22 protein-coding genes are annotated in these 21,977 nt (G+C 69.1%); 11 read left to right on the top strand and 11 right to left on the bottom strand.

The window, feature by feature from the left end:
• The coding region (locus VJ693_RS22440; RefSeq protein ID WP_324157915.1) for an amidohydrolase family protein at nt 1-3,258 on the top strand (3,258 nt) is incomplete at its 5' end.
• Here VJ693_RS22440 and VJ693_RS22435 read toward each other — a convergent pair.
• Complete coding sequence (locus VJ693_RS22435) at nt 3,259-3,849, bottom strand: DUF1566 domain-containing protein (protein ID WP_324157913.1); 591 nt, start codon at nt 3,847-3,849, stop codon at nt 3,259-3,261.
• Nucleotides 3,850-4,028: 179 nt separating this feature from the next.
• Between VJ693_RS22435 and VJ693_RS22430 the strand changes: the two genes are divergently transcribed.
• Genes VJ693_RS22430 through frdD form a run of 8 tightly spaced genes read left to right on the top strand, consistent with a single transcriptional unit; the run spans nt 4,029 to nt 10,433 of the window.
• Nucleotides 4,029-5,339 carry an ethylbenzene dehydrogenase-related protein gene (locus VJ693_RS22430; RefSeq protein ID WP_324157911.1) on the top strand — a complete coding sequence of 437 codons (1,311 nt, stop codon included), beginning with the start codon at nt 4,029-4,031 and terminating at the stop codon, nt 5,337-5,339.
• Nucleotides 5,340-5,384: 45 nt separating this feature from the next.
• On the top strand, nt 5,385-5,732 hold the full coding sequence (locus tag VJ693_RS22425; protein ID WP_324157909.1) for a c-type cytochrome: 348 nt from the start codon (nt 5,385-5,387) through the stop codon (nt 5,730-5,732).
• 40 nt (nt 5,733-5,772) lie between these two features.
• A complete protein-coding gene (locus VJ693_RS22420) occupies nt 5,773-6,369 on the top strand; it encodes a NapC/NirT family cytochrome c (RefSeq protein WP_324157907.1) in 597 nt (198 codons plus the stop codon).
• Nucleotides 6,366-7,106, top strand: a complete 741-nt coding sequence (rquA, locus tag VJ693_RS22415) for a rhodoquinone biosynthesis methyltransferase RquA (RefSeq protein WP_324157906.1) — start codon at nt 6,366-6,368, stop codon at nt 7,104-7,106. Before VJ693_RS22420 ends, rquA begins: the two co-directional genes overlap by 4 nt.
• Before the next feature lie 19 nt (nt 7,107-7,125).
• Nucleotides 7,126-8,928, top strand: coding sequence for a fumarate reductase (quinol) flavoprotein subunit (frdA, locus tag VJ693_RS22410; protein WP_324157904.1), 1,803 nt, complete (start codon nt 7,126-7,128; stop codon nt 8,926-8,928).
• Complete coding sequence (locus VJ693_RS22405) at nt 8,921-9,673, top strand: succinate dehydrogenase/fumarate reductase iron-sulfur subunit (protein ID WP_324157902.1); 753 nt, start codon at nt 8,921-8,923, stop codon at nt 9,671-9,673. The genes frdA and VJ693_RS22405 overlap by 8 nt, the downstream gene beginning before the upstream one ends.
• A complete protein-coding gene (locus VJ693_RS22400) occupies nt 9,670-10,080 on the top strand; it encodes a fumarate reductase subunit C (RefSeq protein WP_324157901.1) in 411 nt (136 codons plus the stop codon). The genes VJ693_RS22405 and VJ693_RS22400 overlap by 4 nt, the downstream gene beginning before the upstream one ends.
• Nucleotides 10,077-10,433 carry a fumarate reductase subunit FrdD gene (gene frdD, locus VJ693_RS22395; RefSeq protein WP_324157899.1) on the top strand — a complete coding sequence of 119 codons (357 nt, stop codon included), beginning with the start codon at nt 10,077-10,079 and terminating at the stop codon, nt 10,431-10,433. Before VJ693_RS22400 ends, frdD begins: the two co-directional genes overlap by 4 nt.
• Before the next feature lie 26 nt (nt 10,434-10,459).
• On the opposite strand, the gene VJ693_RS22390 is transcribed toward frdD, so the two are convergent.
• Nucleotides 10,460-11,386 carry a DUF2145 domain-containing protein gene (locus VJ693_RS22390; RefSeq protein ID WP_324157897.1) on the bottom strand — a complete coding sequence of 309 codons (927 nt, stop codon included), beginning with the start codon at nt 11,384-11,386 and terminating at the stop codon, nt 10,460-10,462.
• Complete coding sequence (locus VJ693_RS22385; RefSeq protein WP_324157895.1) at nt 11,383-11,847, bottom strand: hypothetical protein; 465 nt, start codon at nt 11,845-11,847, stop codon at nt 11,383-11,385. Before VJ693_RS22385 ends, VJ693_RS22390 begins: the two co-directional genes overlap by 4 nt.
• Before the next feature lie 171 nt (nt 11,848-12,018).
• On the opposite strand from VJ693_RS22385, the gene VJ693_RS22380 reads away from it, so the two are divergent.
• Both VJ693_RS22380 and VJ693_RS22375 read left to right on the top strand, forming a co-directional pair.
• Nucleotides 12,019-12,336 carry a PspC domain-containing protein gene (locus VJ693_RS22380; RefSeq protein ID WP_324157893.1) on the top strand — a complete coding sequence of 106 codons (318 nt, stop codon included), beginning with the start codon at nt 12,019-12,021 and terminating at the stop codon, nt 12,334-12,336.
• 4 nt (nt 12,337-12,340) lie between these two features.
• Nucleotides 12,341-13,045 carry an SDR family NAD(P)-dependent oxidoreductase gene (locus VJ693_RS22375; RefSeq protein ID WP_324157891.1) on the top strand — a complete coding sequence of 235 codons (705 nt, stop codon included), beginning with the start codon at nt 12,341-12,343 and terminating at the stop codon, nt 13,043-13,045.
• A 25-nt stretch (nt 13,046-13,070) separates the two neighbouring features.
• On the opposite strand, the gene VJ693_RS22370 is transcribed toward VJ693_RS22375, so the two are convergent.
• From VJ693_RS22370 to VJ693_RS22335, 8 genes are all read right to left on the bottom strand, one after another.
• The gene (locus VJ693_RS22370; protein WP_324157889.1) at nt 13,071-14,258 is read right to left on the bottom strand and encodes a hypothetical protein; all 1,188 of its coding nucleotides are present in this window, start codon (nt 14,256-14,258) and stop codon (nt 13,071-13,073) included.
• A gap of 156 nt (nt 14,259-14,414) precedes the next feature.
• Nucleotides 14,415-14,927 (bottom strand): DUF1203 domain-containing protein, encoded by a 513-nt coding sequence (locus VJ693_RS22365; RefSeq protein WP_324157887.1) that lies wholly within the window; start codon nt 14,925-14,927, stop codon nt 14,415-14,417.
• A gap of 92 nt (nt 14,928-15,019) precedes the next feature.
• On the bottom strand, nt 15,020-15,727 hold the full coding sequence (locus tag VJ693_RS22360) for an ABC transporter ATP-binding protein (RefSeq protein ID WP_414652347.1): 708 nt from the start codon (nt 15,725-15,727) through the stop codon (nt 15,020-15,022).
• A 1-nt stretch (nt 15,728) separates the two neighbouring features.
• Entirely contained in the window at nt 15,729-16,523 is a 795-nt protein-coding gene (locus VJ693_RS22355; protein ID WP_324157885.1) for an ABC transporter ATP-binding protein, read from the bottom strand.
• On the bottom strand, nt 16,520-17,824 hold the full coding sequence (locus VJ693_RS22350; RefSeq protein ID WP_324157883.1) for a branched-chain amino acid ABC transporter permease: 1,305 nt from the start codon (nt 17,822-17,824) through the stop codon (nt 16,520-16,522). Before VJ693_RS22350 ends, VJ693_RS22355 begins: the two co-directional genes overlap by 4 nt.
• A 15-nt stretch (nt 17,825-17,839) precedes the next feature.
• Entirely contained in the window at nt 17,840-18,793 is a 954-nt protein-coding gene (locus VJ693_RS22345; RefSeq protein ID WP_324157881.1) for a branched-chain amino acid ABC transporter permease, read from the bottom strand.
• Between the two features lie 83 nt (nt 18,794-18,876).
• Nucleotides 18,877-20,106: a branched-chain amino acid ABC transporter substrate-binding protein gene (locus VJ693_RS22340; RefSeq protein ID WP_324157880.1), complete on the bottom strand. Its 1,230-nt coding sequence runs from the start codon at nt 20,104-20,106 to the stop codon at nt 18,877-18,879.
• Between the two features lie 217 nt (nt 20,107-20,323).
• A complete protein-coding gene (locus tag VJ693_RS22335) occupies nt 20,324-21,970 on the bottom strand; it encodes a 3-(methylthio)propionyl-CoA ligase (protein ID WP_324157878.1) in 1,647 nt (548 codons plus the stop codon).
• Nucleotides 21,971-21,977 lie beyond the last annotated feature (7 nt).

The raw sequence follows: 21,977 nt of genomic DNA, 5'->3' as shown, positions 1-21,977 counted from the left end.
TTGGCCCTTGCCAGCCTGTCGCTGGCCACCCTGCCCGGCCATGCCGAGGACGAGGCGAAACCCGACGCCCCGCCGAAGAAAGCTCCCTGGAACGTGAACTCGCCTCCCGGCGAGGCACGCACCGTCACGCTCGACACGCGCACGGGCAGCTGGATGAGCGTGGACGTGAGCCCCGACGGCAAGACCCTGGTGTTCGACCTGCTGGGCGACCTGTACCTGCTGCCGATCGGCGGCGGCGAGGCCAAGCCGCTGACCCACTCGATCACCTGGGAGCAGCAGGCCCGCTTCTCGCCCGACGGCAGGCAGATCGCTTTCCTGAGCGACGCCGGCGGCGGCGACAACGTGTGGGTCATGAACGCCGACGGCAGCGGCGCGCGCGCCGTCAGCAACGAGGACTACCGGCTGCTCAACAACCCCGTCTGGCACCCGAACGGTCAGTTCATCGCCGCGCGCAAGCACTACACCGGCACCCGCTCGGCCGGCTCGGGCGAGATCTGGCTTTACCACGTCAGCGGCGGCAAGGGCGTGCAACTGAACGAGAAGCCGAACTGGCAGAAGGATCTGGGCGAGCCGGCCATCTCGCCCGACGGCAAGTACCTGTACTACTCGCACGATGCGACGCCCGGCAAGACCTTCGAATACAACAAGGATTCGAACAAGGAGATCTTCAAGATCTACCGCCAGGACCTGTCGGACGGCTCGGTCGAGCCCTTCGTCGAGGGCCCCGGCGGCGCGGTGCGCCCCACCCCCTCGCCCGACGGCAAGTGGCTGGCCTTCGTGCGCCGTGTGCGCAACCAGTCCACGCTGTTCCTGAAGGACCTGGCCACCGGCGAAGAGCGCGCTGCCTGGGGCGGGCTGGAGCGCGACCTGCAGGAGGCCTGGTCGGTCTACGGCGTCTACCCGGCCTTCGGCTGGATGCCCGACTCGAAGGCCCTCGTCGCCTGGGCCCAGGGCAAGCTTTGGCGCATCGACCCGTTCAAGGGCGCGGCCAACGAGATTGCCTTCCACGTGAAGGACACGCGCGAGGTGCGCGCCGCGCTGCGCGTGGCGCAATCGGTGGCGCCGGATCGGTTCCCGGTGCGGCAGCTCGGCTCGGCCCAGGTGTCGCCGGACGGCAGGCGGGTCGTCTACTCGGCGCTGGGGCACCTGTACGTCAAGGACCTGCCCGACGGCACGCCGCGCCGCCTGACGCGCGCGAACGACCGCTTCGAGTTCTTCCCCAGCTTCTCGCGCGACGGCCGTTCGGTCGTCTTCGTCGCCTGGAGCGACGACAAGCTCGGCACCGTGCGCACGCTGGCGCTGGAGGGCGGCCGCGAGACGCTCGTCACGCCCACGCCGGGCAAGTACCTGTCGCCGCGCTTCTCGCCCGACGGCAGCCGCGTCGTCTACCAGAAGGTCAAGGGCGGCTACCTGACCTCACCGTGGCAGGCGCTGGACCTGGGCATCTACATGGCCGCAGCAGACGGCCGCGGCACGCCCGTGCGCCTGGCCAAGGAAGGCGAGGACCCGCAGTTCGCCGACCGCAACGACGAGCTCTACTTCACCCGCTCGAGCGTCAAGAACGAGGTCGACCTGCTGCAGAAGCTCGTGCGCCTGGACCTCACCGACCGGCAGGAGACCGAGGTCGCGCGCAGCGAATTCGCCACCGAGTTCGCGGTTTCGCCCGATGGGCGTTGGCTCGGCTTCGTCGAACGCTTCCACGCCTACGTCACGCCCTTGCCGCGCACGGGCAAGGCCGTCACCGTCGGCCCGAAGATGGAGGCGCTGCCGGTTCGGCAACTCGACGTCAACGCCGGCCACGCGATGCACTGGAGCGGCGACAGCCGCCAGCTGCACTTCACGATCGGTGACCAGCTCTTCAGCGCGATGCTGGCCGATGCCTTTGCGCCGGGCACCGAGAAGGCGCCCGGCTACAAGCCGCCCGAGGCTGGCTTGCGCATCGGCTTCGACGCAGCGGCCGACAAGCCGCAGGGCCTGGTCGCGCTGGTCGGCGGGCGCATCGTGACGATGAAGGCCGATGAGGTCATCGACGATGGCGTGATCGTCGTCGACGGCAACCGGATCGTCGCGGTCGGGCCGGCCTCCCAGGTCGCCGTGCCGCCGCAGGCGAAGAAGGTCGACGCGCGCGGCCAGACGATCATCCCCGGCCTGATCGACGTGCACTGGCACGGCCGCATGGGCGACGCCGAGATCATCCCGCAGCAGAGCTGGGTCAACTACGCGTCGCTCGCCTTCGGTGTCACGACGATCCACGACCCGTCCAACCGCAACAGCGAGGTCTTCACCCAGGCCGAGCTGCAGCGCGCCGGCGAGGTGGTCGGCCCGCGCATCTACTCGACCGGCTCGATCCTCTACGGCGCCAAGGCCCGCTTCACCGCGAACATCAACAGCCTCGACGACGCGCTGACCCACCTGAAGCGCCAGCAGGCCGAGGGCGCGATCAGCGTCAAGAGCTACCAGCAGCCGCGGCGCGATCAGCGCCAGCAGGTGCTCGAGGCCGCGCGCCGCACCGGCATGATGGTCGTGCCCGAAGGCGGCTCCTTGTTCGAGCTGAACATGGGCATGATCATCGACGGCCACACCGGCATCGAGCACGCGCTGCCGATCGCCGAGGTCTACGACGATGTCACGCAGCTGTGGACGCAGACCGATGTCGGCTACACGCCGACGCTGAACGTGGCCTACGGGGGCCTCGACGGCGAGCACTACTGGTACGCCCACACCAACGTCTGGGAGCACCCTCTGCTCAGGGCCTACGTGCCGCGCACCGTGCTCGAATCGCGCGCCGTGCGGCGGCCCACCGCGCCGGAGGAAGACTTCAACGTGATCCGCGTCGCCCGCACCGCCACCGCGCTGCAGCGCGCCGGCGTCAGGGTCAACATCGGCGCGCACGGCCAGCGTGAAGGCCTCGGCGCGCACTGGGAGATGTGGATGTTCGGGCTCGGCGGCATGACGCCGCTCGAGGCCATCCGCACCGCGACGATCAACCCGGCCCACTACCTGGGCCTGGACCACGACCTCGGCTCGATCGAGCCCGGCAAGCTGGCCGACCTGGTGATGATCCGCGGCGACGTGCTGGCCGACATCCGCCAGAGCGACCGCATCAGCCACGTGATGCTGAACGGCCGGCTCTACGAACTGCCGTCGATGAACGAGGTGTGGCCCCGCCAGAGAGCCCGCCGGCCCTTCTTCTTCGAAGGCACGGCCGGCGTCGGCATGCCGGTGGACACCGACGCCGCCAGTCACGGCGACGACTGATCAGTCGGTGCTGCGCACCAGCCGCACCGGTAACTTGGTAGGCCGGGGTACGTCGCCGCGCGCCTGGCCGCTGCCCAGGTTCACGGCCCACCCCAGCAGCACCGCGAGCTGGCCGGCGGTGTCGTTGCTGCGGCCCTCGGTGATGTTGCCGTAGTTGTAGGGGTTGACCGGCGCGACGTCGACATTGGCCGTGCCCGACCAATGCCAGTTGCGCGGCGCGGCCGGGAACAGCACCGGGTCCAGCCCCGGCGGGCGCTGCGCCTTGCTGACCAGCCGCTGCAGCTCGGGCACACGCGGCAGGCGCCAATCGCCGCCGTCTGCCCGGCGGCGTGCGGCGGCCAGCGCCACCGCGCCGGCATGGTCGACCTGCAGCGGCTGGCCGGTGCAGGTCTTGCCATTCCAGTGCATGCCTTCGACGCAGCGCGACCAGGCGAGCCGCGCGCGGCTGTTGAGCACGTACGCACCGTCGGCAGACACCACCAGCGCGGGCTCCGGGGGCGGCTCGGCCGCCGGGGCGCCGGCGACGGCCAGGCACAGCACGGGTACCACCGCGCGCGGCGTGATGAAGGACGACAAGGCTGCGGATCTCATGGCTGGTCAGCCTAGCACCCGAGATGTGCTGCGCCCCGTTCCGTGGAAACCCGAGCCCAACGCGGTACTTGACGTTCGTCAACGGTCGGATGCCCAATGCGAGCAAAGTGAGGACCGACCCGGGGCGTGCCAGGCGGTCTGCGATGCCCGACGGAGTTCGACCGAAGACGGGAATCACAATGAACAAGCTCGCTTTCACGTTCGGAGTCCTGACGCTCGCGGCGCACGCCGCCATGGCGGCGGATCCAGCGAAGATCGATTGGTCCGCCGTGCCGGCGACCAAGCTGCAGTTGTTCTACCCGGGTCAGTCCTCCTACGAGTGGCTGCGCGGCGAGGGCCACGAAGGCGCCTGGCGGCAGGTCAAGCGTGGCGATGCGTGCGTGGCCTGCCACGACGAGAAGGACGCCGAGAAGGACATCGGCGACAAGCTGGTCAAGGGCGGCCGGCTGGAGCCCACGCCGGTGGCCGGCAAGCCCGGCCACGTCGACCTGCAGGTCCAGGCCGCCTACGACGACAAGAACGCCTACCTGCGCTTCCAGTGGAAGACGGCCAACCCCTACCCCGGCACCGAGCACCAGTACCTGCGCTACGACGGGCACGAGTGGAAGGTCTACGGCTACCCGAAGCTCGACCAGGTGGTGCGTGAGGGCAAGCAGCCCGGTATCTACGAGGACCGCATGTCGGTCATGATCGACGACGGCAAGGTGCCCGGCTTCGCCCAGCAGGGCTGCTGGCTGACCTGCCATGATGGCGAGCGCGACATGCCGCACCAGTTCACCAAGGACGAGGTGGCCGCCAATGCGCTGCTCACGGCGATCAAGAAGAGCGACGTGCGCAAGTACGTGCCCGAGACCCGCAGCGACCCGAGCGACTGGAAGACCGGCAAGCCCGTCGATGAGATCGCCAAGATCAAGGCGGCCGGCGGCTTTCTCGACCTGATCCAGTGGCGCGCACACCGCAGCCACCCGGTGGGGATGGTCGACGACGGCTACGTGCTCGAGTGGCGCCTGGCCGACGCCGGCAAGGACCCGTTCGGCAGCAACGCCGATGCAGCGACCCACCAGCCCAAGTACATGTGGGACGAGAAGAAGGTGGGCTACAGGTCCATCACCGCCGAGCAGTTGCGCAAGGGTGACCACTTCCTGATCCGCGAGCAGAACGCCGTGCCCTTCGACCCGAAGGCGGCCTGGAAGGAAGGCGACATGATTCCCGATTACGTGGTCAGCCGCGAGGATGCCAAGGGCTCGGCCGCCGACAACAACGCCATTGCCAGCTGGCAGGACGGCCAGTGGACGGTCGTGATGATCCGCCCGCTCGGCCTGGCCAACGCCGACGACAAGGGCCTCAAGGCCGGCGGCGTCTACAACGTGGGCTTCGCGGTGCACGACGACAACATCACCACCCGCGGCCACTTCGTGTCATTCGTGAAGACGCTGGGCCTCGGCGCCCCGGGCACCAAGGCGGACATCACCGCCGTCAAGCTGCCTTGAAGCGACCCGCTTGCCAACCCCGACCTCGACGACAAGGAGCAACCGATGAGATCCTCCCCCCGCCTGGTGCAGGCCCTGGCCGCTGGCGCGCTGCTTGCGACGCTGGGCCTGCCGGCCACGTCCTTCGCTGTCGACGCCGCGGCGGCCGAGGCGCTGGCCCGGCAGCAGAACTGCCTGAAATGCCACGGCGTCGACAAGAAGAAGGACGGCCCGTCGTTCAAGGAAACCGCAGCCAAGTACCGCGGCAAGAGCGAGGCCGAACAGCGGCTGATCACCCATATCACCTCCGGCGAGAAGGCCAAGTTCCCCGATGGCCACGAGGAGGAGCACAAGATCATCAAGGCCAAGGAGCCCGACATCCAGAACCTGGTCCAGTGGATCCTGTCCATGTGACGGCCGCCCCGCCAGAACCACCAAAGGAGGAGAGGGCATCATGGCCACAGACAAGCCCGGCGCCGTGAGGCGCTTCTGGACGTTTCTTGCGCGCCCTAGCGCGAGGTACCCGCTGCTGGCCATCCTGCTGGTCGGTTTCTTCGGCGGCATCTTCTTCTGGGGTGGCTTCCACACCGCGATGGAGGCCACCAACACGCTCGAGTTCTGCACCGGCTGCCACACGATGGACTACAACTCCTTCGCGGAATACAAGGAGACGGTGCACTACTCGAACCGCAGCGGCGTGCGTGCGGTCTGCTCCGATTGCCACGTGCCGCGCGACTGGGTGCACAAGGTGGCGGCCAAGATCGGTGCCACCTCGGACCTGTACCACGAGATCATCGGCAGCATCGACACACCGGAGAAGTTCGAGGCACGCCGCATGCAGATGGCCCAGAAGCAGTGGGACAAGATGAAGGCCAGCGATTCGCGCGAGTGCCGCAACTGCCACAGCTTCCAGGCGATGAGCGCGGACGTCCAGAAGCAGACCGTCTACAAGAAGCACGCCAACGCCAAGCAGACCGGGCAGACCTGCATCGATTGCCACAAGGGCATCGCGCACCACCTGCCCAAGGAATACAAGGACCCGGACGAATGACCCCCCCCGTCATGGATGCCGCCGGGGCCCTGGCACCGGCCCTCGTACCGGGCACGCAGCCCGCCGCGCTGGCCATCCCGCGCTACCTCGAGCAGGTGTACTGGTGGGCCTATGTCCACCCGAGCGCCGTGCAGGTGTTCGAGCGCGAGTGGCTGGTGAACCTGATCCTGTTCGGCAACTATGGGCGCCTGCGCGACGCGGCGCTGGCCGAATTGGGCGACACGGTGACCGGCCACACGCTGCAGGTGGCCTGCGTCTACGGCAACCTCACGCCGCATCTGCGCCTGCGCCTGGCCGGCGACGCGAAGCTGGACGTGGTCGACATCCTGCCGATCCAACTCGACAACCTGGCGGCCAAGATGCCGCCCGACCGGCGCGTGGCCCTGCTGCACGGCGATTCTTCGGCCCTGCCCTGCCCCGATGCCAGCTACGACCAGGTGCTGCTGTTCTTCCTGCTGCACGAGCAGCCTGAGGCGGTGCGGCGCGCCACGCTCGCCGAGGCCCTGCGCGTCGCCCGGCCCGGCGGCAAGATCGTCATCGTCGACTACCACCGCCCGGCGCCTCGCCACCCCTTGCGCCCGCTGATGAGGGCCGTGTTCCGCAAGTTGGAGCCCTATGCGATGGACCTGTGGACGAACGACATCGAGCACTTCCTGCCGGCCGATGCCAGACCGGCGTCGCTGACCCGGCAGACCTGGTTCGGCGGCCTGTACCAGAAGCTGGTGCTCACGCGCTGAGGCTGAGGCAGCGCGGCGCATGGACACCCTCAAAGTCGATGTCGCGATCATCGGTGCGGGCGGCGCGGGCCTGCGTGCCGCCATCGCCGTGGCCGAGGCCGACCCGACGCTCAGCGTGGCACTGATCTCCAAGGTCTACCCGATGCGCAGCCACACGGTGGCGGCCGAGGGCGGCGCGGCGGCCGTCACGCAGGCGCACGACAGCCTGGAAGCGCATTTCCACGACACGGTGGCCGGCGGCGACTGGCTGTGCGAGCAGGACGTGGTCGAGTACTTCGTCGCCCACTCGCACGAAGAGATGGTGCAGATGGAGCACTGGGGCTGCCCCTGGAGCCGCAAGGCCGATGGCCGCGCCGAGGTGCGCGCCTTCGGCGGCATGAAGATCGAGCGCACCTGGTTCGCAGCCGACAAGTCCGGCTTCCACATGCTGCACACGCTGTTCCAGACCTCGATCAAGTACCCCTCGATCCGGCGCCTGGACGAATACTTCTGCACCGACCTGGTGGTCGACGACGGCCGGGTGCAAGGCGTGGTCGCGATCGAGATCGCCAGCGGCGAGTTCCGGCTGGTCCAGGCCAAGGCGGTGATCATCGCCACCGGCGGCGCCGGCCGCGTCTTCCGCGAGAACACCAACGGCGGCATCGTCACCGGCGACGGCATGGCGCTGGCGTACCGCCACGGCGTGCCCTTGCGCGACATGGAGTTCGTGCAGTACCACCCCACCTGCATGCCCGGCACCGGCCTGCTCTTCACCGAGGCCTGCCGCGGCGAAGGCGGCTTCCTGCTGAACAAGGACGGCTACCGCTACCTGCAGGACTACGGCCTCGGCCCGGCCGAGCCGACGCCACGCAACAAGGCGATGGAGCTCGGCCCGCGCGACCGCCTCAGCCAGGCCTACTGGCACGAGAAGCAGAAGGGCCGCACGATCGCCGGCCCGCATGGCGAGGTCGTCCACCTCGACCTGCGCCACCTGGGCGAAAAGAAGCTGCGCGAGCGCCTGCCGCAGATCTACGAGCTGGCGCTCGAATACCTCGGTGTCGACCCCGCGCTGGCGCCCATTCCGGTGCTGCCCGCCGTGCACTACACGATGGGCGGCATCACGGCCGATGGCCGCACCGCCGCGCCGCTGGCGGGCCTGTACTCGGCCGGCGAGTGTTCCAGCATCGGCATCCACGGCGCGAACCGGCTGGGCTCGAACTCGCTCACCGAACTGCTCGTCTTCGGCAAGGTGGCCGGCACCGAGGCCGCCGCCTACGCCCGCCAGGCGGCGCACGGCTCGGACGCGCTGGCCGCCGCGCAGGCCAACGACGCGCAGGCCCGGGCACTGGGCATCGTCAAACGCAGCGACGGCCGTGAACGTGTCGCGACGCTGCGCCGCGAGATGGCCCAGAGCATGGAAGACGGTTGCGGCATCTACCGTAGCGCCGCCACGATGCAGGCCACCTGCGACAAGCTGGCCGAGCTGAAGCAGCGTCTGCGGCACCTGCAGGTCGACGACCACTCCAAGGCCTGGAACACCGACTGGCTCGTCGCGATCGAGCTGGGCTACCTGCTCGACGTGGCGCAGGCCATGGCCCACTCGGCGCTGGCGCGGCGCGAGTCGCGCGGCTCGCACCAGCGGCTGGATGGCTTCGAGCAGCGCGACGACGTGAACTTCCTGCAGCACACCCTGGCCTACCGCAGCGCCGATGGCGACAGCGCGCCGCGCATCGCCTACGCGCCGGTCAGGATCACCAGCTCGCCCCCCGGCACGCGCGCCTACGGCGCTGCCGGCGAACAGGCCGAGGCGGCGCGCGCCGCGCAGGAGCCGGCCCATGGCTGATGCGAAATACATTGAAATCCAGGTGCTGCGCTACCGCCCCGAGCAGGAGGCCGAGCCGGTGTGGCAGAGCTACCGGGTGCCGTATACCGATGACATGTCAGTGCTGCAGGGCCTGCAGCACATCAAGGACGACATCGACGGGAGCTTGAGCTTCCGCTGGTCCTGCCGCATGGCCATCTGCGGCAGCTGCGGGATGATGATCAACGGCAAGCCGCACCTGTCGTGCCAGACCTTTCTGCGCGACCTGCTGCCCGGCCCGGTGCGGGTCGAGGCCCTGGCGCACTTCCCGATCGAGCGCGACCTCGTCGTCAGCGTGCAGCCCTTCGTCGACAAGCTCGAAGGCATCAAGCCCTACCTGATCCCGAAGGAGCCGCGCACGCTGGCCGAGGGCGAATACCGGCAGACGCCAGCGCAGCTCGCGCTGTACGAGCAGTTCAGCGCCTGCATCAACTGCATGCTGTGCTACGCCGCCTGCCCGCAGTACGGGCTGGACCCGGATTTCACCGGCCCGGGCGCGATCGCACTGCTGCACCGCTACAACGCCGATTCGCGCGACGGCGGCCGCGACGAGCGCATGGCCATCCTCAACGCCGAGGAAGGCGTGTGGACCTGCACGGCGGTGGGCTACTGCTCCGAGGTCTGCCCCAAGCACGTGGACCCGGCGCACGCGGTGAACCAGAACAAGGTCAACAGCGCGAAGGACTATTTCCTGCGCTTCCTGTCGCCGAAAGGGGCCTCGCGATGAACCGCCCATCGGCGGCGGGGCGCGCCTACATCCGCCCGATGCGCAGCTGGTGGCGGCGCGACCCCTTCTTCATGCGCTACATGGTGCGCGAGGCCACGGCCCTGGCCGTGCTGGTCTACGCGATCGTGCTGGCGGTCGGGCTGGTGCGCCTGGCGCAGGGCGAGGTGGCGTGGAACGGCTGGCTGGCCGCGCTGCGCTCGCCGTGGTCCCTGCTGCTGCACCTGGTGCTGCTCGCGGCCTTCGTGGTGCACGCCAAGAGCTGGTTCGAGATCATGCCGAAGACGCTGCCGATGCTGTTTGCCGGCGGCCGCCGCGTCGCGGAATCGACCATCACGCGCATCGGCTGGGCAGCCACGCTGCTGGCCTCGCTGGCGCTGCTCCTGCTGGCCTGGTGGTGGCGGCCGTGAAGCGCTCGAACGCCCCCATCTTCTGGCTGCTGTTCGGCGCCGGCGGCATGCTGTCGGCCCTGCTGGGCACGATGCTGGTCTTCATCACCGGGCTCGCCGCACCGCTCGGGTGGCCGCTGGGCCCCGGCCTGCTGGGCTACGGCCAGGTGCTCGCCCTGGCCCGGCACCCGCTGGGCAAGGCCTTCCTGTTCGTCGTCGTCGCGCTGTTCGCCTGGCATGCGGTGCACCGCCTCTTCCACAGCCTGCACGATGTGGGCATCCGCACCGGCGCCGCGGCAAAGCTGACCTGCTATGGCGGCGCGCTCGTGCTGACCGTGGTGGTGGCGGCCAGCCTGCTGGCGATCGGCTTCTAGTCCGCGCCGTCCGCGCCGTCGGGCCCTCAGTCGAGGGCCATCACCGTGTCGCCCTCGCCCGGCTCGCAGCCCTCGGCGATCGGCTCCCAGCCGCGGTGCACGACGACGCGCCGGCCCGCGTGGCACAGCTCGACCCGCGTCGCACCCGGCACCTGTGCGCGCACGAAGGCCTCGATCGAGGCCGGCATCGAGACGCGGAACACCGACCGCGCCACGTCCTCGGCGGGGTGGTCGTCGCGGTGCAGCCACGGGACGAACGCGCTGGCCCAGGCGACGGGTGCCAGCAGATCGAACACCGCCGGCGCGTAGCCCTGGTCCATCAGCCAGCGTTGCGCGCGCGCGCGGGGCGGCTCGGCGGCAGCACCGTCGTCGGACAGCGGCAACCCGCCCCAGGCGCTGCCCAGCAACTCCATCACCCACTGGTTGCAGTTCTGGTAGCGCAGGCTGAATGGGTAGGCGTTGGCGCTGTAGTCGGCCGCCAGCAGCTCCAGAGCCTGCGGCTTGGCGAGCGCGGTGCGCTCGATCGGCGCGCCGTCCTCGTCCGGCAGGAAGACCAGCGACACGTAGCCGATGGCCGGGTCGTCGGTGCCGAGCAGGAAGCCTGCAACGCCCTGGTCGAAGATGCGCGGGCGCTGCTCGTCGCAGGCGTAGTACAGCTGGCGCACCGACCACGGCCCGTTCGGGCTCGCGCGCAGGCTGATGCCGGCGTGCGAGTAGCGCACGCCGAACCAACTCAGGTCCAGCCCGGAGCGGGCCACCAGCGCCAGGGGCCGACCCGAGGCCTCGAGCTCGGCCTTGACGACCGCGCCGAAGCGCAGCAGCGCATCTTGCTGGTCGATCGACAGCTTGGCCTGGCGATCACAGTAGCGCAACGAGGCGGCCGAGGCCGCGCTGCAGGCGGCCAGCGCCATCGACAGGCCCACCGCCAGCCGGCGGGCGAGCGGCAGGATCAAAGCGTGACGGCGTTCGACGCCAGCTCGCGGTACCAGTCGTCCTCCAGCACGAGGAAGAAGGGCTGCTGCGAATCGGCGCGGGCGAACTCCACGCCATACGGGCGGTTCTGCGCGCGCACGACCTGGCCGGGGGCCACGCCGCCCGCGTCGGCCGCCTTCTGCGGCAGCACCAGCGCGAAGGCGTCACCCTCGCCGCTGGCCGGCTGCAACGTCAGCTGCAGCATGCCGGGGCGCTCGTCGAGCGCAGCCACCTCGACCACGCGGTAGTCGCCGTCGGCCGTGCGGTTCGGCTGGGTCGAGCTCTCGCTCGAGCCCTTGAACGAGTCGGACACGCTGCCCACCGACGTCGACAGGCTTTCAGAGGCCGACGATGCGGCCGAGCTGGCGGCCAGCGCGGGCAAGGTGGTGCCGGCGATCAGCAGCAAGGCGGCGGGGGCGAGGTAGCGGCGGGCGAATTTCATGGAACAGCGACTCACAAGGCAGTTGGATGGCGCCGATGATGCCTGATCGCGCGGAGGAGCCGCCGGCCGAGGGTGCAAGAAGGTGTCACCGGGCCCATGCCACGAGGCCTTGACGGCGCCCGGCCCGGCGGGCACCCTGGCTGCTCACCCACCTCTTCGAAAGAGTTCCCCATGGCGATGAGCGACGAGCTGAACCGACTGGCCGAGCTGCACCAGCGCGGCGCCTTGAGCGACGACGAGTTCGCACGCGCCAAGGCCCGGCTGCTCGGCGACCCCGCCGCGCCCGCGGCCGACTCGTTCGCCTCGGCGATCAACGCGCTGCGCCGCAGCCGGAGCGACCGCTGGATCGCCGGCGTCTGTGGCGGCCTGGCCGAGGCCACGGGCATCCAGTCCTGGGCCTGGCGGCTGCTCTTCGCCGTGCTGGTGCTCTGCGCCGGCAGCGGCCTGCTGGTGTATGTGCTGATGTGGATCTTCGTGCCGAGCGAGTGAAGCCATGAACGAGCAACAACGCGTGGTGCTGGTCACCGGCGCCACGGGCAACCTCGGCCGCGCGGTGGCCCGGCGCTTCAGGGCCGCAGGCGACCGGCTGGCCCTGGTGAGCCAGCATGCCGGCACGCTGGCCGACGACTTCAGCGACGATGGCGACGCCGTGCTGCCGGTGAGCGCGAACCTGATGAAGCAGGAGGACGCCAACGCCGCGGTCGCCCAGGCGCTGGCCCGCTTCGGCCGCATCGACGTGCTGTGCAACATCGCCGGCGGGTTCCGCATGGGCGAAGCCGTCCATGAGACGTCCGACGGCAACTGGGATTTCCTGTTCGGCCTGAATGCCCGCACGGTGCTGAACATGGCGCGCGCCGTCGTGCCGCACATGCTGGCGCGCGGCAGCGGCAAGATCGTCAACGTGGCCTCGTTGAGCGCGCAGCGGGGCGCCGCGCTGATGGGGGCCTACACGGCGTCCAAGTCGGTGGTCATGCGGCTCACCGAGGCGATGGCGGGCGAGCTGAAGGGGCACGGCATCAACGTCAACTGCGTGCTGCCGGGCACGCTCGACACCCCCGAGAACCGCCAGGCCATGCCGGGCGCGGACCCGGCCCGGTGGGTGCAGCCGGACGACCTGGCCCAGGTGATCGAGTTCCTCTCGTCACCTGCGGCGCGCGCCATCCACGGCGCGGCCGTTCCGGTCACCGGCTTGTCTTGAGCGGGCGTAGCCGCCGCGCGACGCTTCAGGCGATGCCCTCCACCTTGCCGTGGTGCCGCTTCAGCCAGGTGCGGATCTCATCCTGCGTCTCGGGCTCGAGCTGATCGAAGGGCCAGTGGACCACGGCTTGCAGATCGCGAATGATCTGCGCCTGCGACTCGGGATCGGCCTTGTGCGCCTCGGCCGCCTCGCCGCGGCTGCGGCGGATGCGGCACAAAGCCCGCACCAGCTCGTAGGACAGGAAGCCTGACTTCTCCCAGGGCCCGCGCAAGGCAATGGCGCGATTCAAGCTGGCCTCGCAGCCCGCCAGATCGGGCGGGTCCAGCTCGATCAGCGCCAGCCCGAGCTGGCCGTGGTTCTGGTGGTAGGTGTCCGGGCGGTGCTGGATCAGGGCTCGAAAGACCGGCACGGTGCGCTGGACCAGCCGCGCGTCCTTCTTTTTGTGGCCCTCGATGCGTGCGGCCTTGGCCAGCTCGTAGATGTGGGCACGGTACAGGTCGTCGGCCTCGCCAAGGGCCTGCGCCAGCTCGGCCTCGGGCGGCTCTTGCCCGCCCTTTTCCAGCTGGCGCTGGGCCAAGGCCAGGGCGCGGGCGTTGGTCTCCTGGGCCTGCTCGAATTCGGCCCGGGTCAATACATCGGCCTCGCTGAAAGCTCGGCCCAGGGTCAGGCGCGTCCACAGGTAGCTGGCGAGGAACCCGCAGACGACGAAATACAGCGACAGCGCACCGATGAACACCTCGGCGCCGGGCAGGCCGCCCAGGGCCCGGCCCAAGTAGGTCGAATAGCTCTCCACAGCCGCCGGCACCTGGGTGAGCTGGGTCAGGCCCACGCCGACCAGGATCTTGGTCAACCAGTCGGAGATCTGCTCCAGGCTGGTGTTGGCACCGTAGGCGGCTTCGCGGGCCTGGCGCTTGGCAGAGCCGGCCCGCGCGCTGCTGCCCTGCTCTGTTGACGAACCCGATTTGCCCGCGTCGCCGCTGCCCTGCAAGGCGCGCGGCACGCCGAAGACAAAGCCCAGCAGGGCGCCGACCACCGCGGCCGCGCCGGCCACCGCCAGCGCGATCGCCAGCACCGCGAAAGCGCGCGACGGCGCCGGCAAGGCCTGCAGCGCGTAGCACAGCGTCACTACCGCGCCCGCGGCCGCCGCGCGGCCCAGCAGGCGCGCGATGCGGGCGGCGGTCTCCGAGGTGGTGTCGACAGCAGGCTTGTTCATCGATCGATCGGGCTGCCTTGCGCCGGCCGGGCCATGATGCCGCGAGTGTGCCGGCCAGACGCCGGCTGACATATCCCCTGCTTGGTTGAGCCGGCATGCGCGCCAAGGCTCGGCTGATCGATGAGACGCGCGCAGCACCCGCGGCTGGCGAGCCGATCACCGCCACCATCTGTTGTCTGCGTCGCAGTGACGGCCGGCAGTGCCCGCGCGCTCGATGCGCGCCGCGTAGCAGCCGCGGCGGGCGTGGTGCGCATGGACGAAGGCCGTGCGCGAATCCGCCAGCAGGCGCTCGGCCAGCGGCTCCAACGCCGCGCCGTCGACGACGTCCGCGTCGACCATCATCCCGGCCGCGTCGAACGCGCGCAGCGACAGCAGCCGGCGCCGCAGCGCATCGGGCACCACGCCGACGGCATCGAAACGCTCGACCGCACCCTCACGCACATAGATGGCGTGGCGGCCGCGGTAAGGCGAATCGGCACTCAGGTATTCGTGGTTGAGCAGCAGCACCGTCTCACCGGGCTCGGCGTCGCGCAGCTCGATGCGATCGGGCGCGCCGTGCGGCTCGTCGACGCGTTGGCGGATCACGCCGTGCGCCGCCAGCTCGCCATCAGACAGGCCGTACAGGGGCAGGAAGGGCTTGGGGTCCAGGCCGAGGATGCGCAGTGCCATCGTGATGTCCTACTTCGTGAATGCGATGGCCGCATTCTTCGGACGCACACGGGCAGCGTCGCGCCGTTTTCGGACACCGGATTCGGGCGACCTCAGACTTCCAGCCACTCCTTGCGAATGTAGGCATCGGCCTTCAGCGCAGCCGGCGTGCCCTCGAACACGATCTGGCCGTGGCCCATGACCAGGCAGCGCTCGGAGACTTCGAGCGCGATCGTCAGCTTCTGCTCGACCAGCAGCACCGAGACGCCGCGGCGCTGCAGCTCGCGCAGGTACTCGGCCACCAGCTCGACGATCTTGGGCGCCAGGCCCTCGGTCGGCTCGTCGATCATGATCAGGTCGGGGTCGCCCATCAGCGTGCGGCACAGCGTGAGCATCTGCTGCTCGCCGCCCGACAGCACGCCGGCCTCGGTGTGCTGGCGCTCCTTCAGGCGCGGGAACATCGTGTACATGTCGTCGAAGCTCCAGCGGGGCTTCTTCTTGCCGCGCTTCTCGCCCAGCAACAGGTTCTGGTGCACCGTCAGCTTGGGGAAGATGTCGCGGTTCTCGGGCACGTAGCCGATGCCGCGGTGGGCGATCTCGAAGGCTTCGGTGCCGACCAGTTCCTGCCCGCGCCAGCGCACCGAGCCGGTCGCGTCGACCAGGCCCATGATGGCCTTGACCGTCGTCGAGCGGCCCGAGCCGTTGCGGCCCAGCAGGCTGACGATCTCGCCCTCGCCCACGGTCAGGTGCACGCCGTGCAGTACGTGGCTCTTGCCGTAGTAGGCGTGCAGGTCTTTCAGCTCCAGCAATGACGCGGCCATTTCAGTGCGCTCCTGCGGCGTGCGTCTCGGCGAGAACCGAGCCGAGGTAGGCCTCCTGCACGCGCGGGTTGGCGCGCACCGCCTCCGGCGTGTCGAAGGCCAGCAGCTCGCCGTAGACCAGCACCGCGATGCGATCGGCCAGGCCGAAGACCACGCCCATGTCGTGTTCCACCGTCAGCAGCGTCTTGCCCACCGTCACCTCGCGGATCAGTTGCACGAAGCGCGAGGTCTCGCTGCGGCTCATGCCGGCCGTCGGTTCATCCAGCAGGACCACGCTGGAGCCGCCGGCGATCGTGAGCCCCACCTCCAGCGCGCGCTGCTCGGCGTAGGTCAGGTTCATCGCCAGGTGGTCGCGCTTGCGCTGCAGGTGGATCTGCTCGAGCACCTGCTCGGTGCGCTCGTTGACCTCGCGCAGGCCGGACAGGAACTTCCAGAACTCGTAGCGATGGCCCATCGCCCACAGCAGCGCGCAGCGGATGTTCTCGAACACCGACAGCCGGCCGAACAGGTTGCTGACCTGGAAGCTGCGCGACAGGCCCGAGCGGTTGATCTGGTACGGCGTCAGGCCACCGATCGGCTTGCCGTGCAGCAGGATCTCGCCCTGGGTCGGCCCGAAGCGGCCGCTGATCAGGTTGAACAGCGTGGACTTGCCGGCGCCATTGGGCCCGATGATGGCCACGCGCTCGCCGGCGTTCACCGCCAGGTCGACGCCTCGGATGATCTCGGTCTTGCCGAAGAACTTCTTGACGCCGCGCAGCTCGACCGCCGGCGCCGCGCTCGACACGGCCGCGTTCACAGCAAAGCCTCCCGGCGCTTGATCTCCTTCTCGATCTCGGCCTGCGCCTCGCCCCACTCGTGCAGGTAGCGCCGGCGCGAGAGCTCGAACAGCCCGAACGCGGTGAGCGCGACCAGCCCGACGCCGACCCAGGTGTCGGCGCGGGTCACGTCGAGCACGGTGCCGAAGAAGCGCACGCCGCTCTCGCCCGACGAATCGAGCTGCAGGTGGTAGATGATCTCCACCACGCAGGCCAGCGCGGCCAGCAGCACAGCCCCGGTGCCGCCGAGCGCCAGGTACGCCGTCCACAGCCGCCCCAGCTTGCCGAACGCGGCCACGCGCAGGTTCATCATGATCAGGCTGGCCACGCCGCCGGGGGCGTACATCACCATGAACAGGAAGATGAAGCCGAGGTAGATCTGCCAGGCCGGCGTGATCTCGGACAGCAGCACCGACGACAGCACCAGCAGCACCGCCCCGACGATCGGGCCGAAGAAGAAGGTCGCACCGCCGAGGAAGGTGAACAGCAGGTAGCCGCCCGAGCGGATGGCGCTGACCGTTTCGGAGGTGACGATCTCGAAGTTGATCGCGACGAACGCGCCGCCGATGCCAGCGAAGAAGCCCGAGATCATGAAGGCCAGGTACCGGATGCGCTGCGTGTCGTAGCCGACGAACTCGACGCGCTCGGGGTTGTCGCGCACCGCGTTGAGCATGCGGCCCAGCGGCGTGCGGGTGAAGGCGTACATCGCCGCGGTGCAGACGAAGCAGTAGAACGCGATCAGGTAGTACACCTGCAGCGCCGGGCCGAAGCCCCAGCCGAACAGCCTCGCGTCGTAGACCCGGTTGGTGCTGACGCCGCCCTCGCCGCCGAAGAACTCGGGGAACATCAGCGACATCGCCGCCACCAGCTCGCCGACGCCCAGCGTGATCATCGCGAATGGCGTGCCGGCCTTCTTGGTCGACGGGTAGCCGAGGATCGCCGCCACGCCCAGCCCGGCCAGCCCGCCGACGAGCGGGATGAAGGGCAGCGGGATCGGCAGCGAGCCCTTGGCCGCCAGGTTCATCGCATGCACCGCGAAGAAGGCACCCAGCCCGGTGTAGACCGCGTGGCCGAAGCTCAGCATGCCGCCCTGGCCGAGCAGCAGGTTGTAGCTCAGGCAGATGATGATCATGTAGCCCATCTGCGACAGCAGGGTGAGCGACAGGCCGCTGCTGAACAGGCGCGGCGCGACGATCAGGACCAGTGCGAAGCCGCCCCAGATCACCCAGCGGCCGACGTTGTATGGCTTCCAGTGATAGCTGGCGGTGCGGTTGGAAGGCATGACGGCACTCATGGATCAGCCCTCCCGGGTGCCGAGCAGCCCGCGCGGCCGGAACACCAACATCAGCACCAGCAGCAGGAAGGGCAGGATCGGCGCCACTTGCGAGATCTTCAGCTTCAGCAGCGCATAGCCGGCGGTGTCCGGCCCGGCCTGGCGGCCAAGGAAAGCCAGCAGGTCGAGCGCCGAATAGTCCAGCGCGACCGCAAAACTCTGCAGCACGCCGATCAGCAGCGAAGCGAGGAAGGCGCCGGCCAGCGAGCCCATGCCGCCGACCACCACCACGACGAAGACGATGGCGCCGACCGCGGCCGCCATGCCGGGCTCGGTGACATAGGTGTTGCCGCCGATCACCCCGGCCAGGCCGGCCAGCGCCGCGCCACCGCCGAAGACCAGCATCAGGACGCGCGGCACGTTGTGGCCCAGCGCCTCCACCATGTCGGGGTGCGTCAGCGCCGCCTGGATCACCAGACCGACCCGCGTGCGCGTCAGCAGCAGCCACAGCGCCAGCAGCATCAGCAGCGCGAGCAGCATGATGAAGGCGCGCGAGCGTGGGAACTGGGTCTGGAACAGCGTGAACAGCGGGCCGTCGAGCAGCGGCGGCAGCGCATACGGCACGGCCGCGCGGCCCCAGGTCAGCTGCACCAGCTCGAGGATCACGAAGGACAGGCCGAAGGTGATCAGCAACTCCGGCACGTGGCCGAACTTGTGCACGCGCCGCAGCGCGAAGCGCTCGAACACCGCCCCCAGCGCGCCGACGGCCAACGGTGCCAGCACCAGGGCCGGCCAGAAGCCGACCCAGCCCGAGATCGTGTAGCCGAGGTAGGCCCCGAGCATGTAGAAGCTCGCATGGGCGAAGTTCAGCACGCCCATCATGCTGAAGATCAGCGTCAGGCCGGAGCTGAGCATGAACAGCAGCAGCCCATAGCTGACGCCGTTCAGCAGCGAGATGACGAAGGCCTCGAGGGTCATCGTGACGGTTCAGGTCGACGTGGCGAAAAAAAGGGCCCGGCCGTGCACGGCGAGCGGGCCTCGGGGTTGGCGTTCGGCGACGATCAGGGCCGCTTCATCTGGCACGACGTGGGTGTGCTGGACACGTACGACGGGTACATCTTCGTCAGCGCGAAGGTGTTGCCGGTGTCTTCCACGTTGTAGTTCTGCTTGGCGTCGACCTTCTGCCAGGTGGCGAAGAACAGCGGCTGCTGCAGCTGGTGGTCGGAGGCGCGCATCACCACGTCACCCGCGTAGCTGCGCACGGTCAGGCCTTCCATCGCATGTGCCACCTTGACCGGGTCGGTCGACTTGGCCTTGGCGATCGCTGCCGACAGCGTGTGGAACAGGTGCAGCACCGTCGAGGTGGAGAAGTCCTGCTTGTACTTGTCCTTGAAGGCGTCGCGGAACTGCGCGTATTCGCCCGGCAGGTTGCTGTACGAGCCGTAGACCGTGGTGATCTTGCCGGTCAGCGCGTTGCCGATCGCGGTGGGCGTGCCCTGGGCGCCGGCGTAGTAGGTGTACCACTTGGCATCGAGGCCGGCGTCCTTGGCGGCCTTGATCAGCAGCGCCAGGTCGTTGCCCCAGTTGCCGGTGATCACGGTGTCGGCACCGCTTTGCTTGATCTTGGCGATGTAGGGCGCGAAATCCTTCACCTGGCCGATCGGGTGCAGTTCGTCGCCGACCACCTGCGCCGCCGGCAGCTTGCGCGCGAGGATCTCCTTCGCGTAGTGCGCCACCTGCTGCCCGTGCGCGTAGTTCTGGCCGATGATGTAGACCTTCTTGACCGACGGGTCCTCCGACATCGCGGTGACCATCGCCTCCATCTTCATCGAGGTGTCGGCATCGAAGCGGAAGTGCCAGAAGCTGCACTTGCTGTTGGTCAGGTCGGGGTCGACCGCGGCGTAGTTGAAGAACACCACCTCCTTGCCGGGGTTGCGCTCGTTGTGCTTGTTGACCGCGTCGAGGATCGCGCCGGCCGCGCCGGAGCCGTTGCCCTGCGCCACGTAGCGGAAACCCTGGTCGATCGCGGCCTTCAGGACGTTCAGGCTCTCCTGCGGCGACGCCTTGTTGTCGAAGGCCACCACCTCGTACTTGACGCCCCCCGCGGCGCTCTCGCGCTCGGCGGCGAGCTGGAAGGTGCGCAGGATGTTCTGCCCGATGTTGGCAAAGGGGCCCGACTGCGGGTCGATGAAGGCGATCTTCACCGTCTGGCCGGCCTGGGCGCAGGCCAGCCCGGCGTGCAGCAGCAGGGCGGCGCCCACCGTCAGTGACCAAGTACGACGTGTTGTCATGGGGTGTCTCCTCAAGTGGTGTCTGGCAGTGTCGGACGGTAGCGTGAATGCCGGCCGAAGGGTTCAGGAGTTCCCCGAAGCGCACTGTCACCGCCGAGACAGCGAAGAGGCGCTCCGAAGGAGCCGCCGGAATCAAGCCGCTTGCGCGGATCCGGCTCCGCCGGTCCGCTGCAAGGGCCCCCTCGGGGGGCAGCCCCCGGAAGGGGGCGTGGGGGCCTCATGTGCTCAGCTTGTGGTCCTTGAACTGCTCGCGCAGCTTGAGCTTCTGCACCTTGCCGGTCGCCGTGTGCGGGATTTCGCTGACGAAGGCCACGTCGTCGGGGATCTGCCACTTGGCGATCCTGCCCTCGAAATGGGCCAGCAACTCCTCCTTCGTGACGCTGGCGCCCGGCTTGGCCACGACGACCAGCAGCGGCCGCTCGTCCCACTTCGGGTGCCGGCAGGCGATCGCCGCCGCCTCGTGCACGGCCGGGTGCGACATCGCGATGTTCTCCAGGTCGATCGAGCTGATCCACTCGCCGCCAGACTTGATCACGTCCTTGCTGCGGTCGGTGATCTGCATGAAGCCGTCGGCATCGATCGTCGCCACGTCGCCGGTGGGGAACCAGCCGGGTTCGCCGTCCACGCTGACCAGCGGCGATTCGGGCCGCTGGAAATAGCTGCGGATGACCCAGGGCCCGCGCACCACGAGATTGCCCGAGGCCTGTCCGTCCCAGGGCAGCGAGCGGCCGTCGTCGTCGACGATGGCCATGTCGATGCCGTAGATCACCCGGCCCTGCTTTTCCAGCAGGCGTTGCTGCGCCTCGTGCGGCAGCGTGTCGTGCTTGGACTTGAGCTTGGACAGCGTGCCCAGCGGGCTCAGCTCGGTCATGCCCCAGGCGTGGATCACCTCGACGCCGAAATCCTCCTGCAGCGTCTTCATCATCGCCGGCGGGCAGGCCGAGCCGCCGATCACCGTGCGCTTGAAGCTGGAGAACTTCAGCCCGTTGGCCTTCATGTAGGTCAGCAGACCCAGCCACACCGTCGGCACGCCGGCCGAGAAGCTGACCTTCTCGGCCTCGAACAGCTCGTAGAGCGACTTGCCGTCGAGGTGGGGCCCCGGAAAGACCAGCTTCGCGCCGACCAGCGCGCCGGAATACGGCAGGCCCCAGGCATTGACGTGGAACATCGGCACCACCGGCAGGATCACGTCGCGCGCCGAGCAGTCCATCGCATCGGGCAGCGCCGAGCCGTAGGCGTGCAGCACGGTCGAGCGGTGGCTGTAGACCGCGCCCTTCGGGTGGCCAGTGGTGCCCGAGGTGTAGCAGATGCTCGAGGCACTGTCCTCGGCCAGCTCGGGCCAGGTGTAGTCGCCGTTCTCGGCCTCGACCCAATCCTCGTAGCACAGCAGGTTCTGCAGTGGTGTGGCGGCCGGCATGTGGGCCCGGTCGGTCATCAGCACCAGGTGCTTGACCGAGCTCAACTCGCCGGCCAGCTTCTCGACCAGCGGCAGGAAGCTCAATTCGAAACACAGCACCTTGTCGGCCGCGTCGTTGGCGATCCACGCGATCTGCTCGGGGAACAGGCGCGGGTTGATCGTGTGCAGCACCAGGCCCGAGCCCGAGGCGCCGTAGTACAGCTCGAGGTGGCGGTAGCCGTTCCAGGCCAGCGTGGCGACGCGATCCCCCGCCTCGCAGCCCAGGCGGGCGAGCGCCTGCGCCACCTGGCGCGAACGCCGCTCGACCTGGGCCCAGGTCGTGCGGTGGATGTCGCCTTCGACGCGCTTCGACACGATCTCGGTGTCGCCCGCATGCCGCGCCGCATGGCGGACCAGCGACGAGATCAACAGCGGCATGTGCATCATCTGGCCGGCAAGTGCGGTCATGGGGTGT

Origin of the sequence: Ideonella sp. (genome assembly GCF_035254525.1) — a bacterium.
In the GTDB taxonomy this organism is placed as follows: domain Bacteria; phylum Pseudomonadota; class Gammaproteobacteria; order Burkholderiales; family Burkholderiaceae_C; genus Ideonella.
Note: the sequence above shows the minus strand (reverse complement) of the source record. Positions and strands in the feature narration are given on the sequence as shown.

Bases quoted from the DNA above. Each gene is read 5' to 3' on its own strand.
- frdA (WP_324157904.1), top strand. From the start codon at position 7,126: ATGGACACCCTCAAAGTCGATGTCGCGATCATCGGTGCGGGCGGCGCG.
- VJ693_RS22400 (WP_324157901.1), top strand. From the start codon at position 9,670: ATGAACCGCCCATCGGCGGCGGGGCGCGCCTACATCCGCCCGATGCGC.
- VJ693_RS22405 (WP_324157902.1), top strand. From the start codon at position 8,921: ATGGCTGATGCGAAATACATTGAAATCCAGGTGCTGCGCTACCGCCCC.
- VJ693_RS22360 (WP_414652347.1), bottom strand. From the start codon at position 15,727: ATGGCCGCGTCATTGCTGGAGCTGAAAGACCTGCACGCCTACTACGGC.
- VJ693_RS22365 (WP_324157887.1), bottom strand. From the start codon at position 14,927: ATGGCACTGCGCATCCTCGGCCTGGACCCCAAGCCCTTCCTGCCCCTG.
- VJ693_RS22375 (WP_324157891.1), top strand. From the start codon at position 12,341: ATGAACGAGCAACAACGCGTGGTGCTGGTCACCGGCGCCACGGGCAAC.
- VJ693_RS22380 (WP_324157893.1), top strand. From the start codon at position 12,019: ATGGCGATGAGCGACGAGCTGAACCGACTGGCCGAGCTGCACCAGCGC.
- VJ693_RS22425 (WP_324157909.1), top strand. From the start codon at position 5,385: ATGAGATCCTCCCCCCGCCTGGTGCAGGCCCTGGCCGCTGGCGCGCTG.
- rquA (WP_324157906.1), top strand. From the start codon at position 6,366: ATGACCCCCCCCGTCATGGATGCCGCCGGGGCCCTGGCACCGGCCCTC.
- VJ693_RS22430 (WP_324157911.1), top strand. From the start codon at position 4,029: ATGAACAAGCTCGCTTTCACGTTCGGAGTCCTGACGCTCGCGGCGCAC.
- VJ693_RS22385 (WP_324157895.1), bottom strand. From the start codon at position 11,847: ATGAAATTCGCCCGCCGCTACCTCGCCCCCGCCGCCTTGCTGCTGATC.
- VJ693_RS22350 (WP_324157883.1), bottom strand. From the start codon at position 17,824: ATGCCTTCCAACCGCACCGCCAGCTATCACTGGAAGCCATACAACGTC.
- VJ693_RS22420 (WP_324157907.1), top strand. From the start codon at position 5,773: ATGGCCACAGACAAGCCCGGCGCCGTGAGGCGCTTCTGGACGTTTCTT.
- VJ693_RS22370 (WP_324157889.1), bottom strand. From the start codon at position 14,258: ATGAACAAGCCTGCTGTCGACACCACCTCGGAGACCGCCGCCCGCATC.
- VJ693_RS22345 (WP_324157881.1), bottom strand. From the start codon at position 18,793: ATGACCCTCGAGGCCTTCGTCATCTCGCTGCTGAACGGCGTCAGCTAT.
- VJ693_RS22335 (WP_324157878.1), bottom strand. From the start codon at position 21,970: ATGACCGCACTTGCCGGCCAGATGATGCACATGCCGCTGTTGATCTCG.
- VJ693_RS22435 (WP_324157913.1), bottom strand. From the start codon at position 3,849: ATGAGATCCGCAGCCTTGTCGTCCTTCATCACGCCGCGCGCGGTGGTA.
- VJ693_RS22340 (WP_324157880.1), bottom strand. From the start codon at position 20,106: ATGACAACACGTCGTACTTGGTCACTGACGGTGGGCGCCGCCCTGCTG.